This is a genomic window from Exiguobacterium sp. s63, assembly GCF_018617335.1.
In the GTDB taxonomy this organism is placed as follows: Bacteria; Bacillota; Bacilli; order Exiguobacteriales; family Exiguobacteriaceae; genus Exiguobacterium.
This window is the reverse complement of sequence record NZ_JACSKB010000001.1, coordinates 1,108,735-1,123,720: the sequence shown is the minus strand read 5'-3', so window position 1 is coordinate 1,123,720 and position 14,986 is coordinate 1,108,735. Positions and strand designations below refer to the sequence as shown.

The window sequence follows — 14,986 nt, the reverse complement described above, 5'->3', positions numbered from 1 at the left end:
AGCCGTCGGCATACAGCGCACACCTTCTTTAGGTGTGCGCTTTTTTGTCGCCAAGGAGGAAAATGTATGGAATTGTTCTTATTTTTATTGACGAGCGCCCCGGTACTCTTATTCGTGACGGGTGTCATCGCCGCAGTCGGAAAATCAAACTTAACAATCCCGGATGCATTGAGCACGACGCTTAACATTTACTTATTGCTTGCCATCGGACTGAAGGGAGGCATGGGACTCGCCGCGGTATCTTTTGTAGACATCGCATTACCGCTGACCGTGACGCTGTTGATTGGGATTTTACTGCCGACACTCGCGTTCTACGTCGGGGGAATACTTAAATTCTCATTTCCCGAGCGAATTGCCATGGCTGCGACGTTCGGCTCGGTATCGCTCGTCACCTATGTAGCCGCGTCGACACAGCTCGAACGGCTCGGGATCGCCTACGAGCCGTTCATGACGACATTGGTCGTCGTCCTTGAAATCCCCGGTCTGATTGTGGCGCTACTGCTATACAATCAAACACAGGTCATGGGGATCACGGCCACGTCAGGGAAGACGAACTCTCTGTCTGTGCTACGGGATAGTTTGTTCTCGAAAAGTATCCTCTTGATGTTTGCAGGTCTAATCGTGGGACTTGTGACACCAGATGCCACACCGCTCAAACCATTTTTCGTCGACTTGTTCCCAGGTGTGTTACTTCTATTCTTATTAGGTCTAGGGGTAAAAGTCGGACAGCAGTTGAAGACGGTGCCGTCATATGGCTTGAAGTTTGTGATCATGGGCATGGTGTTTCCATTAGTCGGGGCACTTGTCGGCTTTGTCGCTGCGAATATCGCTAATTTATCTGATGGCGGAACAATTCTCTTGATGACACTCGCGGCGAGCGGGTCGTATATTGCTGCTCCCGCAATGTTACAGGCATCGGTCCCAGATGCGAAACCTTCCTTTTATTTGACCCTGTCCCTTGCCGTGACGTTCCCGTTCAATTTGTTAGTTGGCATTCCGTTATATATTGCTATCGTCACATGAAAAAGCGTCGACTCTGTTGAGTCGGCGCTTTTGTATGCGTTCATCTGTGTAGGTTATTGTTTTACTTTTTGTTCCTCCATACATTTTAAAGCGGCCGTCCAGCTTCCGAACAACGCATTGATCGTCGATGTACTCGGGACGTTTCGACCTTCAGCCCATTTTCGGTAATGAAGGATACTAAAATGCGGTAGCTCTGTTTTGGCTAAGCGCAAGGCATCAATGACGTCTTCCTCGTCCCACTTGCGTTTCGGTGGCGCGATATCCAAGACGAAAAGTGCATAGCTCCATGATCCATATTTTCGAGCGATTGTCGCCACTGTCGGATAGCCTTTTTCTTGTGCCCATACCGCGTAATGTTGGGACGTGAGACGCTCTAGCTTTTCAGAGGCCTCAATCAACGCTTGGATGATGCGTTCTTCATTGTTCCGTACCGTCGTCGTTTGAAGTTTGGCTTCACGTAACGCATTTGACCACGAACCGAATCGGCTACTGATCAGCGTCAAAGAAGGGGCTTGTGAAATTTTTGCCCAGGCACGATACGTCTGGCTCGTAAAGAGCTCGAGTTCTTCCGAGGCCTCAATCAGTGCCGTCAAAATATCTTCATCTGAGTAATAACGATACAACATCTTAATCTCCGCCGCCTGAACGGCTTCCCGCCAAGAACCAAATTTGTAGATCACGGTCGATAGGGAGGGGACGTCTTTGTTGCGGGCCCATAGTGTGTACTGTTTTGTGTCAAATTCATCGAGTTCGTCTGCTGCTTGTCTTAGGCATGAGAGGATCTGTTGCTCTGTCCATCGTTTCATCGTGATGTCTCTCCTTTTCAGAAGCGTGTTGTGGCTTCAAAGGTCATGGTGTGGTCAAACAATGGTGGTCCTAAAGGAAAGCTAGAAAGATTATTCAGTGACGAGAGATGATGTAAAGGACATGTGAATTCGTTTACTGCTTTGGGATAATGCGACATAAACAAAATTTCAAAGTGAAAATAATCCAAATGTCCTACCTTATACTTCCCATAATACCCATATGAATTAAAAATATTCACAAAAGAAAAGAAAAACTCATTACACATTTGTTAAACCGTTTCATGACGAAATGTCATTCGTATCAAAAAGCTATTCTTTTCTTTTGAATTGTGAATCTTGAACGGGTACTTATCTAGCATCAACTCGAAGCTGATTGGGATGGAAGGTGGTGAAAGGATGAGTACTCCAACTGTTCGGTCTCCCATTGATCGAAAAAATGCGCTCTTGATGTTACTCGATATTACGATTGCGGCACTCGCAATTTTTGTGACATTTGACCTATTCTTTGCAAATGATCCAACGGTAACGTCTGATCCGTTAGATTTGATCTCAATCCTCGGATTGAAGACACTCGTTCTTCTCATTTTAGGATGGGTGACTCGGGTATACCGAATCGACTGGCGCTATGGATCGATGCGTGAATTGCAACTCCTGGCGATTGTATTGGTCATGAGTGATACGTTCGTTTTATTTGCATCCTACTTATTGTTGGATGGCTTTTCCTATCAAGCAATTTTTATTCAAAGCTTAATCGCGTTTAACGGAATGTTATTTATCCGTCTCGTCGCAAGAACACGGTCGTTCTTCCAATTTCATGCACCGGTGTCGAACGGGAAAGCGACATTGGTCATTGGTGGTGGCGAATCGGGCCAAAAAATCATTAAAGAATTGAAAGAACACCGGACCAACGTCCTTCATGTCGTTGGGGTGTTGGATGATAATCCATTGCTTCACCGTCTTTACATTCACGGAACACCGGTCATCGGTTCGATTGATTTACTGGAGAGAAAAATTGAAGAGCTGAATATCGAAGTGGTTGTGTTGGCCATTCCTTCTCTTCCATACGGAGATCGCGTCCAACTGCTGAAACGAATTGAAAAGACGGGCGTGGAATCTCATGCACTACCGATGCTTGCGGAACTCGCATCCGGCAAAGTGTCATTAAATGAAATTCGAGAAGTGGCCATCGAAGATTTACTCGGACGTGAACCGGTTCAGCTCGATGTTTCGGAAATCTCTCAAACGTTGAGCGGGTTGACGATTTTCATCTCGGGTGCAGGAGGATCGATTGGTTCCGAGCTTTGTCGTCAATTGCTGAAGTTTCATCCAGGGAAACTGATTCTGTTTGGACATGGTGAAAATAGCATATATGCGATTGATCGAGAGCTTCGCTTACTTGGGTCCGATACAGAAATTTGTCCCGTCATCGGTGACGTCCAGGATCGGGCTCGATTAACAGAAGTGTTTGATCAGTATCGACCAGACGTTGTCTATCATGCGGCAGCTCATAAGCATGTTCCGCTCATGGAAGACAACCCAAGGGAAGCCGTAAAGAATAATATTTACGGGACAAAGAATATGGTGGAGGTCGCTGATTTCTTTGGAGTAAAACGATTCGTCATGATCTCGACAGACAAGGCGGTCAATCCAACGAACGTGATGGGTGCGACGAAACGTGTGGCAGAAATGGTGGTGCAGCAGCAGGCGAGACATAGCGAGACAAGATTTTCAGTTGTACGTTTCGGCAATGTCTTAGGGAGTCGAGGTTCGGTTGTCCCGCTCTTCAAGGAACAGATTCAAAAAGGCGGACCGATTACGGTGACGCATCCTGAGATGACCCGATACTTTATGACCATTCCAGAAGCGAGTCGTCTCGTCATTCAAGCGAGCGTGCTCGCGAGCGGAGGAGAAGTATTCGTACTCGATATGGGCAACCCAGTCAAAATTGTAGATCTTGCGAAGCGAATGATTACATTGAGTGGTTTTACACTCGAACAAATCCCGATTCAGTTCAGTGGTATTCGCCCTGGTGAAAAGTTGTTCGAAGAACTACTTGCCTCGAGCGAACATACGAATCAAGTATATGAAAAAATCTTTGTCGGTTGTACGAGACCGTTTAAATCGGTCGATCCGATTTTAAAAACAATTGAGCATCTGCTCGATCAATCGAACGGACTCACCTCTTTCTTATTATTTGTCGCCAATAACGAATTACCAGAAGAAGTGATGGAAAGTATTTTCGGTCCACAAATTGAACCGGTACGGATGCGAGTCAACGAGTCAGCGCAAAGGAGGAAGTCGTTATGAAGAAAACAGTGCTCGTCACCGGGGTAGCCGGATTCATCGGATTTCATCTGGCTCGACGGTTATTAAAAGAAGGTCACCATGTCATTGGGATTGATGTGGTCAACGATTATTATGACCCGAGACTAAAAGAATCAAGACTTCATGTGTTGACCCATCCGCGGTTCAAATTATACCGGGATGCCCTTGAAAACAAGATGGCCATCACGCGTGTCTTTGAAAAAACGCGACCTCAAATCGTGGTCAATTTAGCGGCGCAGGCGGGGGTGCGATACAGTTTAGAAAATCCGGACGCCTATATCCAATCAAATATCGTTGGCTTCTTGAATATATTAGAGGCGTGTCGTTATTATCCGGTAGATCAGTTGATTTACGCATCATCGAGCTCGGTCTATGGCTCGAATCAAGCGATGCCATTTTCTGAACAGCATCCGGTGGACCATCCGTTATCTCTATACGCCGCATCGAAAAAAGCCAATGAGCTGATGGCTCATACGTACAGTCATTTATTCGGACTCAAGACAACGGGCCTACGATTCTTCAGTGTCTACGGACCTTGGGGACGGCCGGATATGGCACTGTACAAATTCACGGAGGCGATCTTAAAAGGTGAACCGATCGATGTATACAATTACGGCGAGATGGAGCGTGATTTCACATACATCGATGACATCATTGAGTCGATTGTCCGACTCATGGATATCGAACCGATGGCAGAAGAAGAGTTCGACTATGAACAACCGCTTCCTGACCGAAGTGACGTCCCATTCCGTGTGTATAACATTGGGAATCAACAACCCGTGTCGTTGATGGACTTTATTCGAACGATTGAAGAACGTGTCGGCAAAAAGGCAATCCTTCGTTTGCTTCCTCTTCAAGCAGGCGATGTGCCTGCTAGCTTTGCGGACTCATCTTCTCTATACGAATCGATTGATTTTCAACCGCAAACTTCCATTCAAGACGGCGTGAACGCATTCATTGACTGGTACCTTACCTATCATCAAGTGCTAAAGGAGGGCATTGAGTAATGCGGATGATTCAGGACCGAATATATGCCAATTCACCGATTCGCATTCAAAATTGGTTGATTTCGTTATATGGAATCAAACTATACCGGGAGCGATACGGTCCATACTATCAACAAGAACTCGAACGACTGAGACGTACACAAGGGAGCTCGCCAGATGCGAGGTTAAATCACTTAAATCAATTTTTAACGTTTTGTAATCGGCATAACGCATATTACCGCCGCATCTTTAAAAAGCATCGTATTTCTCTACCGCTCGAACGACTAGAGGACTTTGAACGAATTCCGCCATTAGAGAAGGAAACGTTACGAACAGATGAAACCATTTTTTCTGATATTCATGCTCCGATCATCGGTATGACCGGGGGAACGACAGGAAAATCGATTCAAGTACGCTTCACCGAATATGATTATCAAATTCGAATGGCACACCTTGATTATTTCAAAGAGCAGCATGGTTTTTATCGAGGGATGAAACGAGCTAGCTTCACCGGACGAATGATTTGTCCACGAGCCCAAAAAAGTGAAGTGTATTGGCGATACAACGCACCGATGAAACAGATGCTGTATTCAGTCGTTCATTCCAATCCGGCGACGATTCCGTATTACATTGATTCGTTGAATCGGTTTCAACCAGCTGCACTCGACGGCTCACCTTCCGATATGCTTGAAATCGCCAAATATTTAAAAAGACATGAGAAGACGTTATCGTTTCAACCAATCGCGTTATTCCCGACTTCGGAGACACTTACGCCATCGGGTCGCTTGTTACTTGAAGAAATGTTTCAGGCGCCAGTGTTTGACCAATACGCCTCTTCTGAGGGAGCTCCAATTGTGACGGAATGTGAACAAGGAAAAATGCATTTGCGACCAGAGATGGGAATCATCGAGACAGATGTTTCTGGAGAGGCGCTCGTCACGAGTTTCACCACACACGGCACACCGCTCATTCGCTATCGAATCGGCGATCGGATGACAATCAGTGATACGAGTTGTCCGTGTGATGACCAAGATACAATCATCGAATCAATCGATGGTCGTCAAATGAACTATGTCGAGACACCGGAAGGTTATAAAGTCTTTGAAGGTGATTTGACGGCTGCTGTCGGAGTGTTGCCAAATTCTATCGTTCAAATTCAGGTGCTTCAGTATCAAATTGATGAAATTGAGATGTTGTATGTGAAAGACGACGAGCGATTCGAACCAGAGCATGAAGCGGTACTCAAAAATGAAGTCGAGCGCCTCTTTACATCACGGATGAAAGTATTCATGAAAAGCGTCAGCAGTATTAAAAAAGAAAAAAACGGAAAAGTGCGGGTCGTGAAACGACTTCACGCATAGATGAGAGGAGACGACACCATGGCAGGGATTGCACTACGTGATCTATACATGAAATCACCAATTTCGGTACAACAGTGGATGACATCATTGTATGGAATGAAGTTATGGCAGGAACGATATGGTCGGACGTATGCGAATGAGTTGGTCATGTTAGCTAATCGGTCGAAAGAAAGAGAAGTCGTTGAAGCAGATCAATTGAAACGGCTCAATTCGTTTCTTCAATTTTGCGAGACACACAATACGTACTATCAACGATTGTTTAAAGAGAATGATATTACGCTCCCTTTGAATTCGATGGAAGATTTAAAACGTATTCCGGTGCTAGAGAAAGAAACGGTACGAAAAACCCCGGACATTCACTCCAATATTAAAACAGATATTTTAGGACGGACCGGGGGAACGACAGGGGCCTCTTTACAGGTTCATTTCACAAAAGAAGACTACCAGAAAAGAATGGCTCACGTGGATTTCTTTAAAGCGCAGCATGGTTTTCGAAAAGGGATGAAGCGTGCCAGTTTTACAGGAAGAAAAATTTGTGATCCAAACCAGGAAAAGCCGATATTTTGGCGCTACAATCGTCCGCTCCATCAATTGTTACTTTCGCTCTATCATATTAAGCCGGAAACCATCCCGCATTACGTCGCCGCCTTAAATGCATTTAAACCGGTCGTCTTAGATAGTGCGCCATCTGCCATGATTGAACTGGCGAAATACATTAAAGAAAATCAGATTCAACTTGAGTTCCAGTTACTCGCCATCTTTCCAACATCCGAAACGATTACACCTCAAGGTAGAGCGTTGTTAGAAGAGGCATTCCAAGCCCCGGTCTTTGACCAATACGCCTCATCCGAAGGAGCTCCGATCTTAACGGAATGCTCTCATGGGAATATGCATTTGCATCATGAAACGGGCGTGATTGAACCTTACGGAGAGGATGGAGAGATCCTTGTGACGAGTTTTACGACGCATGGAACCCCGCTCATTCGTTACCGGATTGGAGATCGAATGAAAATCGGGGAAGGAACATGCACATGTGGGCAAGGTGGAACGTATGTCACCTCGATTGAGGGACGTGAAAGCAATTACGTGGTTACCCCGGATCAACGAAAAATTTATGAAGGGGATTTGACGACCGTTGTTAGAGTTCTACCTAATTCAGTCATTCAAACACAATATTGTCAAACTGATGTGAATCATATTGAACTGAAGTATGTTCCAGATCTTGAACGTTTTAAACCGGAACACGAAGAAATAATGAAACGTGAATTGGAACTTTTGTTCGGGAATGAAGTTGTGATTACCTTGACCCCCGTACAGTCGATTCCACGGGGACCGAATGGAAAAATCATTGTGATTGATAAACCTGCATAATTCCGAGTCTTAGGAGGCAGATGGACATGGATAAACTCATCTCAGAATCACGGACAACACGAAAAACCATTGCCAATCGTCACGTTGCTGTTGTTGGGCTAGGATATGTCGGATTACCTGTCGCCGTAGCATTAGGCGGTGTAGGCGATGTTATCGGAGTAGATATCAATGAAACACGGATTAATGAACTGAATCTTCATTTGGATAGTACACGCGAAGTGGAATCGGTCGACCTTGAGCAGGCAGCCGTTTTATATACGACAGATGTCGCAAAACTAGAAGAAGCGGATTTTATTATCGTAGCCGTGCCGACGCCGATCAACGATCAAAATCAACCGGATTTAGGTCCGATCTGTAGCGCGACTCGTGCCGTCGGATCCCATTTACGACCAGGTACAATCGTCGTCTATGAATCAACAGTCTATCCAGGATTGACAGAAGAAGAATGTGTCCCATTACTTGAAAAAACATCAGGTCTCCGAGCTGGGATTGATTTTAAAGTCGGCTATTCTCCTGAACGAATCAATCCAGGGGATCGTGAGCATACGTTCCGGACGATTAAAAAAGTCGTGGCAGCGGAAGATGAAGAAACATTAGATGTGGTGGCAGCTGTTTATGAGACAGTGGTCGACGCTGGGGTTCATCGCGCCTCCTCGATTAAAGTAGCCGAAGCAGCGAAAGTCATCGAGAATACGCAACGTGATTTGAACATTGCGTTGATGAATGAATTAGCCATTATCTTTGATCGGATGAACATCGATACACTTGAAGTGTTAGAGGCAGCGGGAACAAAGTGGAACTTTCTTAACTTCCGACCTGGTCTTGTAGGAGGCCATTGTATCGGTGTCGATCCATTCTACTTGACGATGAAATCGGAAATGCTCGGCTATCATCCGGAAGTGATTTTAGCAGGACGCCGAATCAATGAGACGATGGGTCGTTTCGTTGCTACATCGCTCATCAAAACAATGATCAGTCAAAATATGGCCATCCTTGGATCTCGTGTCACGGTGATGGGTATGTCCTTCAAAGAAAACGTGAGTGATATTCGAAACTCGAAAGTCGCGTCATTGATTCGAGAGGTTGAAGAGTTTGGTTTAGAGGTGCAAGTGTGCGACCCGCTCGTCGATCCGGAAGAGGTACGTCGAGAGTATGGGATTGAGGTTAAATCATACTGTGACTTAAAACCAGCGGATGTCGTCATCTATGCTGTCTCTCATGATGAGTTCGTGCAAGAAGGCTGGAAGATTGCAGAGCGTCAGTTGAAGCTCGGACGAGGAATCGTCATTGACTTGAAAGGCATGCTCGATCGTGCGATGAAGCCGGAGGAGGTGCACTTATGGCGCCTCTAAAAATCCTTCAATTTTGTGCAGTCGACATGACAGCGGATGTGTTGCTGCGACCCCTCATTGAGTCATTAAAAGCGGAAGGGCATGAAGTGGACGTTGCGTGTGCTTATGGAGATCGGACAGATCGACTTCGAGAAGAAGGATGGGTCATTCATACGCTTCCGATCGATCGGAAATTTAGTCCTCGTCGAAACTTACAAACCATTCAAGAACTGGTCAGGCTATTGCGTCGTGAAAAATATGATGCGATCCATGTTCACACACCGGTCGCTGCAGCGTTAGGGCGAGTTGCGGCCCGGATTGCCAGGACACCTCATATCCTCTATACCGCGCACGGGTTCTATTTCCACGAACGGATGGGACGAATCGCATACGAACTCGTCTTTTGGTTAGAGAAGTCACTTGCGGCATTGGCGACCGATTGGTTATTACTCCAAAGCGAAGAAGATTACTCACTCGCCAAAACGAGACACTTTAAACAAGATGAACGATTGATGCATCTTGGCAACGGGATTGATTTGACGCGCTTTTATCCAACGGAAAAATTCATTTCCCCCGACAGTCTAAAATTCCTGTTTGTAGGGCGTCTCGTTCAAGAAAAAGGGATTTTGGATTTGCTCCAAGCATTTGATGAACTGACGGAACATTATCCGAATGCGACTTTGACCATCGCCGGAGAATTGATGACGAGCGAACGTGACCAAGAGACGGCGAAACAAGTAGAGGCACATTTAGCAAAAAATCCACAGATTCACTATGCCGGATTTGTTCGGGATACCCCTTCGTTATTTGCGGCACACGATGTCTTTTTACTCCCCTCTTACCGAGAAGGATTACCGCGTTCTATTCTTGAGGCCATGGCATCCGGATTACCGGTGATCGCGACAGATATCCGTGGCTGTCGAGAAGAAGTGACGGATGGAGAGACCGGATTTCTTGTCCCGGTCGGTCGGCCGGACGCCTTGGCGTTGGCGATGCGCTGGTTCATTGAACACCCGGATCAGTGTGATTCGTTCGGACGGCGCGGGCGTGAAGTGGTGGAAGAAAAATTTGACGAGACTAAGATTTTGAGTCGCCAGCTTCATCTGTTCGCACAAATCAGTAGTCGTGAAGTAGGATGAGCCGATACTTCGATTACGTAAGGGGGAGGCGACATGGGAGAGCAACAACTGATTGATCATTTAAAAGAGGCTTCTTCGGACGGTCGCCTCACCATTTACATGTATCAGAAATGGCAGCGAATCCACGGCGGTGTCACGGTGATCGAGTTGTTAGAAATGTACGGGTCGTGGACAAACGTCTTGCGGCTGGCGGGGCTAGAACAACAAACATCGCGTTTTACAAAGAAAGAAATGATTCAAATGCTCCGTGAGGCGGCGAAAGAACATGATACCTTCAATAGCGCAGATTACCGAAAGTGGGCGATGACGAACCATGCTCCAACGCTGACAGAGGTCGTCATTCAATTCGGTTCATGGAAAGTGGCGTTGATTGAAGCGAATTTAAAGAGCATCATTTCAATCGATCAAAAATGTGAAATCATTCAGGCGCTACTAGATGCCAATGAAGAAGTGCATCCGTTTACCTCGACCGCCTATGCGAGATGGGCGAAACAACATCAACGACCGAGTATCACGAAAGTGGTGCGACGTTTTGGTTCATGGTCCCAAGCGTTAGATGAGATCGGGATCTCCACGCGAGAACTGTTCACAGAGAAACAAATGATGGATGCGCTACATGAGGCGGATACACAATTGACATCACTCTCGCCATGGGGATATGAAGTATGGCAAAAAGAGCAGGGGAACCGCCCAACCTTAAAGGACATTCAACAAATGTTTGGTTCGTTTGATGTGGCCGTCTCAGAAATGCGACAAACTGCAAATCAGAGTGGGGGGAGATGAGGAGATGCGAATGGTGTTGTGTATGGGAGACCACTGGAGTTCACCCTTTGTTTATCAAGCGGTTCGTGATTTAGGTGTCACGCACGTGGTCATGGAAGATGGCCCTGCTCCGACGTACGTCACAACGTGGAAAGAACTTTTACAACAGTCGTATATGCACCTCATGACCCCAATGATGCGTTTATTTAGCAAAGAACGGATTGAGGAGTTAAAAACACGATATCCTTTCGAGGAACAGTCCATCCCGGAACAACGAATGACACGTGTCGTTTCTTTGAACGACCAAAAAGCGGAACATGTCATTCGACACCTGCAACCCGATGTGATCATCTTACACGAAACGACTGATCTGGATGAACGCTTTTTGCAGGAAATGAGTTGTCCCATTTTAAAACTTACTCCGACCCTGGCAGAAAGCCAAAGACATGCATATTGGGGGTTTCATACCTACACGTCAAGAAAAGAAATTCAAATTTGTCAGTGGACGAAGAAGGGGTGGATTCCTCTTACGAGCGAGGTATTGTACACAGGCGGGTCAGACAATTTTTCCACATTCCCTTATATCTACTTAGCAACGGGTTTGCCGATGTTATGGGAACAACTTCAGAAAGGGTCGCAGCAAGACACCGAGCGACGACAAAAAGTCCAAGCCTGAGGCTTGGACTTAGCTGTTAGCGATACAATAGAATTGGATGGCCTCGTTATAATACACAGCGAGTCCTGGCTCAAAGCGATCATAAAATGCCGTGAATCGCTCATCCGCCACATACATCTGTCCGAGTCCACTGAACATGTCGAGAGAACAGTCGTAAAAGTACGTGTCGATGAAGCGATGATTGTCTTTGACAATCGATTGGACTCGTTCATCTTCGATAGCGACGTGTTCGCGATATAAATCGACGAGTGGCGCAATTAAATCGAGTTGCATTTGGTTGATTCGTTCCCAGTCTTCTTTGGAACGTGCCGATGCCCGACCTTGCGCGGTTTTGTATGCTGTACTGTCTCCCCAACGCTCTTGTACCTCATCTTGATGCTTCGCCTCATGAGCTTGAATCTCCTCATAAGACAATCCGTCAAACAATGATTTGTCATCCATCGGAATCCCTCCTTTGAGTGAGGTGAGGGTCGCTTCTGCCGTCTCGGCGAGCTGCGCGAAATAGGCGGCTTTCTGTCGCAACGCCTCGATATGCTCGCTCAATACATCAATCCGGTTGAACGTCGTCGAATCAAGCAATTCCCCGATTTGATCGAGGGGAACATCGAGCGTGCGATAGAGTAAAATGAGTTGCAACCGTTCCGCATCGCTCGAAGAATAACGCCGATAGCCGTTAACGTCGCGACTCGCAACGAGAAGACCGATTGCGTCATAATGCCGAAGCGTTCGTGTTGTCGTTCCGGCGAGTGATGCAAGTTGCTGAATTGAATACATCCCTTCACCTCCTTAGTCAAAGCGTAAAGGTTGACGTCGCGTCAAGGTCAAGCCTGTTTTTCAAATAATGAGAATCCGTTTCGTTCACCGATATAGCGGAAGCCGAACTGAGGATAGTAGTTATTCAAGAAGGCGTTGTCCGCGACACAGTCCAACCGAACGGTCGTAGCCGTGTTTGCTAAGGCATGTTGCATCAAACGTTCCCCGATGCGTTCACCTTTCGCGCTTGAATCCGTGACGAGTCGATGTAAGTAGACGGCACCGTCCACGTCATTCCATAGATTATGGTCCCAATCGGTCGGTGGGATGAGACTGACTGCACCAACCACTTGCTGATTTCGTTCGTATACAAACACCGTCCCTTTCATCAAGTCGTGACGAACATAATCCGAGCGACTCGGCTCTAGGTATTTGACCCATTGTGACTTCCCGGCTGCCTGAAATTCTTTCGCTTTCTTTACAATCAATTGGTCGATGGCTGAAAAATCATCAAGTGTAGCGATTCGAAACATGATGAGGCACCTCGCTTTCATTTCTTTTCAAAATCGTGTAGGGTACACGTTGAGTATGCTGATGAAACATCTTTGTATCATCGAATGTTTTTTGGTAAGATAAATTTATTGCATCGTGCAAACGATTGCGCTAATGATATAAAGTTCACAGCACGAATAAGATAAGTATAAATGATGAGCAGTGAGTTTTGGGACAAGGAGTATCTAGATCACATGCAACTTTTACAACGAGAACAACAAACACAAACGCTTAAACGCAACTGGTGGAAAGAAGCCGTCGCCTATCAGATTTATCCGCGCAGTTTTTATGACGCGAACGGAGACGGAATTGGAGATATTCAAGGAATCATTGATAAGCTCGACTATTTGAAAGACCTTGGCATTGACGTCATCTGGATTTGCCCGATGTACAAATCGCCAAACGATGATAATGGGTATGACATTAGTGACTACCAAGACATCATGGATGAATTCGGTACGATGGAAGACTTCGACCGCTTATTGGACGAGGTGCATCAGCGCGGTATGAAACTGTTGCTCGACCTTGTCGTCAACCATACGTCTGATGAGCACCCTTGGTTCATTGAATCGAAGAGCTCAAAAGACAATCCGAAACGTGACTGGTACATTTGGCGCGACGGGAAACCGGACGGATCGAAGCCGAATAACTGGGAATCCATTTTTGGGGGTTCGGCTTGGGAATTCGATGAAGCGACGGAGCAATACTACCTGCACGTCTTCTCGAAGAAACAGCCGGACCTCAACTGGGAAAATCCAGAGATGCGTACAGCCGTATACGACATGATCAACTGGTGGCTCGAAAAAGGAATCGACGGGTTCCGTGTCGATGCGATCAGTCATATACGCAAGAATCCGACGTTCGCCGATTTGCCGAACCCGAACGACCTCGACTTTGTACCGTCATTCGAGATGCACATGAACGTGGACGGAATTCACGACTACTTAGAAGAGCTTCGTGACGAGACGTTCAATAAGCATGACATCATGACGGTCGGTGAAGCAAACGGTGTATCACCTGACGATGCGCACCTTTGGGTCGGCGAAAAAGAAGGGAAGATGAACATGGTCTTCCAATTCGAACACATGGACCTTTGGAGTGAGGATGCCGATTCGAAACTAGATGTCGTCCGTTTGAAGAACGTGTTGACGAAATGGCAAAAAGGACTTGAGGCCGATGGATGGAACGCCCTTTATGTCGAAAACCATGACCAGACACGTACGGTCTCGAAATGGGGAGACGATGAGCGTTACTGGAAAGAGAGCGCGAAGTCGATTGCGATGATGTATTTCCTCATGCAAGGAACACCATTCATCTATCAAGGTCAAGAAATCGGGATGACGAACGTCAAATTCGATTCAATCGACCAATATGATGATATTGCGACACGCAACCGCTACTATATCGGTGTCGAGCAAGGGAAGAGCCATGACGAGATGATGCGCATCACATGGAACTCGTCACGCGACAACACCCGCACACCGATGCAGTGGAGTGATGCTCCAAACGCTGGCTTCACGTTCGCGGAGAAGCCGTGGGTTGGTATCAATCCGAACTATACGGATATCAACGTCGAATCACAGCTTGAAGATGAGGACTCCATCTTTAACTTCTATAAAGAGATGATTCAACTTCGTAAAGATGATGAAACGTTTGTCTACGGGTCATACGATGTCGTCTTGCCAGATCACCCGGAAGTCTATGCGTATACGCGTACACTCGGTGACACGCAGTACCTCGTCGTCACGAACTTGACGGCGAAAGAGACGATGTTCGATATGGGTCAACCGCTTCGTGCGCAAGATGTCGTCTTGAGCAACATGCCGGTTGAAGGTGATGCGGAATCGTCGCTCCTTCACTTGAAACCGTTCGAAGGTCGCGTGTATAAAATCAGCTAATTT

General features: G+C 46.4%; 13 protein-coding genes. 10 read left to right on the top strand and 3 right to left on the bottom strand.

The window, feature by feature from the left end; all coding sequences use genetic code 11:
* The first annotated feature begins 66 nt into the window (after positions 1 to 66).
* Entirely contained in the window at positions 67 to 1,023 is a 957-nt protein-coding gene (locus KNO90_RS05620; RefSeq protein ID WP_215113191.1) for a sodium-dependent bicarbonate transport family permease, read from the top strand.
* Between the two features lie 53 nt (positions 1,024 to 1,076).
* On the opposite strand, the gene KNO90_RS05615 is transcribed toward KNO90_RS05620, so the two are convergent.
* Positions 1,077 to 1,829, bottom strand: a complete 753-nt coding sequence (locus KNO90_RS05615; RefSeq protein ID WP_214742149.1) for a homing endonuclease associated repeat-containing protein — start codon at positions 1,827 to 1,829, stop codon at positions 1,077 to 1,079.
* Positions 1,830 to 2,225: 396 nt separating this feature from the next.
* Between KNO90_RS05615 and KNO90_RS05610 the strand changes: the two genes are divergently transcribed.
* The 8 genes from KNO90_RS05610 to KNO90_RS05575 are packed head-to-tail and all read left to right on the top strand — an operon-like array spanning position 2,226 to position 11,780.
* Positions 2,226 to 4,136: a polysaccharide biosynthesis protein gene (locus KNO90_RS05610; RefSeq protein ID WP_214742148.1), complete on the top strand. Its 1,911-nt coding sequence runs from the start codon at positions 2,226 to 2,228 to the stop codon at positions 4,134 to 4,136.
* Entirely contained in the window at positions 4,133 to 5,161 is a 1,029-nt protein-coding gene (locus tag KNO90_RS05605) for an NAD-dependent epimerase (protein WP_214742147.1), read from the top strand. Before KNO90_RS05610 ends, KNO90_RS05605 begins: the two co-directional genes overlap by 4 nt.
* Entirely contained in the window at positions 5,161 to 6,501 is a 1,341-nt protein-coding gene (locus KNO90_RS05600; protein WP_214742146.1) for a phenylacetate--CoA ligase family protein, read from the top strand. Before KNO90_RS05605 ends, KNO90_RS05600 begins: the two co-directional genes overlap by 1 nt.
* Positions 6,502 to 6,519: 18 nt before the next feature.
* Positions 6,520 to 7,872, top strand: coding sequence for a phenylacetate--CoA ligase family protein (locus tag KNO90_RS05595; RefSeq protein WP_214742145.1), 1,353 nt, complete (start codon positions 6,520 to 6,522; stop codon positions 7,870 to 7,872).
* Between the two features lie 26 nt (positions 7,873 to 7,898).
* Complete coding sequence (locus KNO90_RS05590; protein WP_214742144.1) at positions 7,899 to 9,224, top strand: nucleotide sugar dehydrogenase; 1,326 nt, start codon at positions 7,899 to 7,901, stop codon at positions 9,222 to 9,224.
* A complete protein-coding gene (locus KNO90_RS05585; protein ID WP_214742143.1) occupies positions 9,212 to 10,342 on the top strand; it encodes a glycosyltransferase family 4 protein in 1,131 nt (376 codons plus the stop codon). Before KNO90_RS05590 ends, KNO90_RS05585 begins: the two co-directional genes overlap by 13 nt.
* Before the next feature lie 33 nt (positions 10,343 to 10,375).
* Positions 10,376 to 11,125, top strand: a complete 750-nt coding sequence (locus tag KNO90_RS05580) for a hypothetical protein (protein WP_214742142.1) — start codon at positions 10,376 to 10,378, stop codon at positions 11,123 to 11,125.
* A gap of 4 nt (positions 11,126 to 11,129) precedes the next feature.
* The gene (locus KNO90_RS05575) at positions 11,130 to 11,780 is read left to right on the top strand and encodes a hypothetical protein (protein WP_214742141.1); all 651 of its coding nucleotides are present in this window, start codon (positions 11,130 to 11,132) and stop codon (positions 11,778 to 11,780) included.
* Between the two features lie 9 nt (positions 11,781 to 11,789).
* Here KNO90_RS05575 and KNO90_RS05570 read toward each other — a convergent pair whose 3' ends face one another.
* Entirely contained in the window at positions 11,790 to 12,554 is a 765-nt protein-coding gene (locus KNO90_RS05570) for a MerR family transcriptional regulator (protein WP_214742140.1), read from the bottom strand.
* 47 nt (positions 12,555 to 12,601) lie between these two features.
* On the bottom strand, positions 12,602 to 13,066 hold the full coding sequence (locus tag KNO90_RS05565; protein WP_215113190.1) for a GNAT family N-acetyltransferase: 465 nt from the start codon (positions 13,064 to 13,066) through the stop codon (positions 12,602 to 12,604).
* 213 nt (positions 13,067 to 13,279) lie between these two features.
* On the opposite strand from KNO90_RS05565, the gene KNO90_RS05560 reads away from it, so the two are divergent.
* Complete coding sequence (locus tag KNO90_RS05560; protein ID WP_215113189.1) at positions 13,280 to 14,983, top strand: glycoside hydrolase family 13 protein; 1,704 nt, start codon at positions 13,280 to 13,282, stop codon at positions 14,981 to 14,983.
* Positions 14,984 to 14,986 lie beyond the last annotated feature (3 nt).

What these genes read in the sequence shown, in the direction of transcription:
- KNO90_RS05600 (WP_214742146.1), top strand. Translation starts at nt 5,161, where the DNA reads ATGCGGATGATTCAGGACCGAATATATGCCAATTCACCGATTCGCATT.
- KNO90_RS05620 (WP_215113191.1), top strand. Translation starts at nt 67, where the DNA reads ATGGAATTGTTCTTATTTTTATTGACGAGCGCCCCGGTACTCTTATTC.
- KNO90_RS05560 (WP_215113189.1), top strand. Translation starts at nt 13,280, where the DNA reads ATGCAACTTTTACAACGAGAACAACAAACACAAACGCTTAAACGCAAC.
- KNO90_RS05615 (WP_214742149.1), bottom strand. Translation starts at nt 1,829, where the DNA reads ATGAAACGATGGACAGAGCAACAGATCCTCTCATGCCTAAGACAAGCA.
- KNO90_RS05595 (WP_214742145.1), top strand. Translation starts at nt 6,520, where the DNA reads ATGGCAGGGATTGCACTACGTGATCTATACATGAAATCACCAATTTCG.
- KNO90_RS05590 (WP_214742144.1), top strand. Translation starts at nt 7,899, where the DNA reads ATGGATAAACTCATCTCAGAATCACGGACAACACGAAAAACCATTGCC.
- KNO90_RS05575 (WP_214742141.1), top strand. Translation starts at nt 11,130, where the DNA reads ATGCGAATGGTGTTGTGTATGGGAGACCACTGGAGTTCACCCTTTGTT.
- KNO90_RS05570 (WP_214742140.1), bottom strand. Translation starts at nt 12,554, where the DNA reads ATGTATTCAATTCAGCAACTTGCATCACTCGCCGGAACGACAACACGA.
- KNO90_RS05585 (WP_214742143.1), top strand. Translation starts at nt 9,212, where the DNA reads ATGGCGCCTCTAAAAATCCTTCAATTTTGTGCAGTCGACATGACAGCG.
- KNO90_RS05565 (WP_215113190.1), bottom strand. Translation starts at nt 13,066, where the DNA reads ATGTTTCGAATCGCTACACTTGATGATTTTTCAGCCATCGACCAATTG.
- KNO90_RS05580 (WP_214742142.1), top strand. Translation starts at nt 10,376, where the DNA reads ATGGGAGAGCAACAACTGATTGATCATTTAAAAGAGGCTTCTTCGGAC.
- KNO90_RS05605 (WP_214742147.1), top strand. Translation starts at nt 4,133, where the DNA reads ATGAAGAAAACAGTGCTCGTCACCGGGGTAGCCGGATTCATCGGATTT.
- KNO90_RS05610 (WP_214742148.1), top strand. Translation starts at nt 2,226, where the DNA reads ATGAGTACTCCAACTGTTCGGTCTCCCATTGATCGAAAAAATGCGCTC.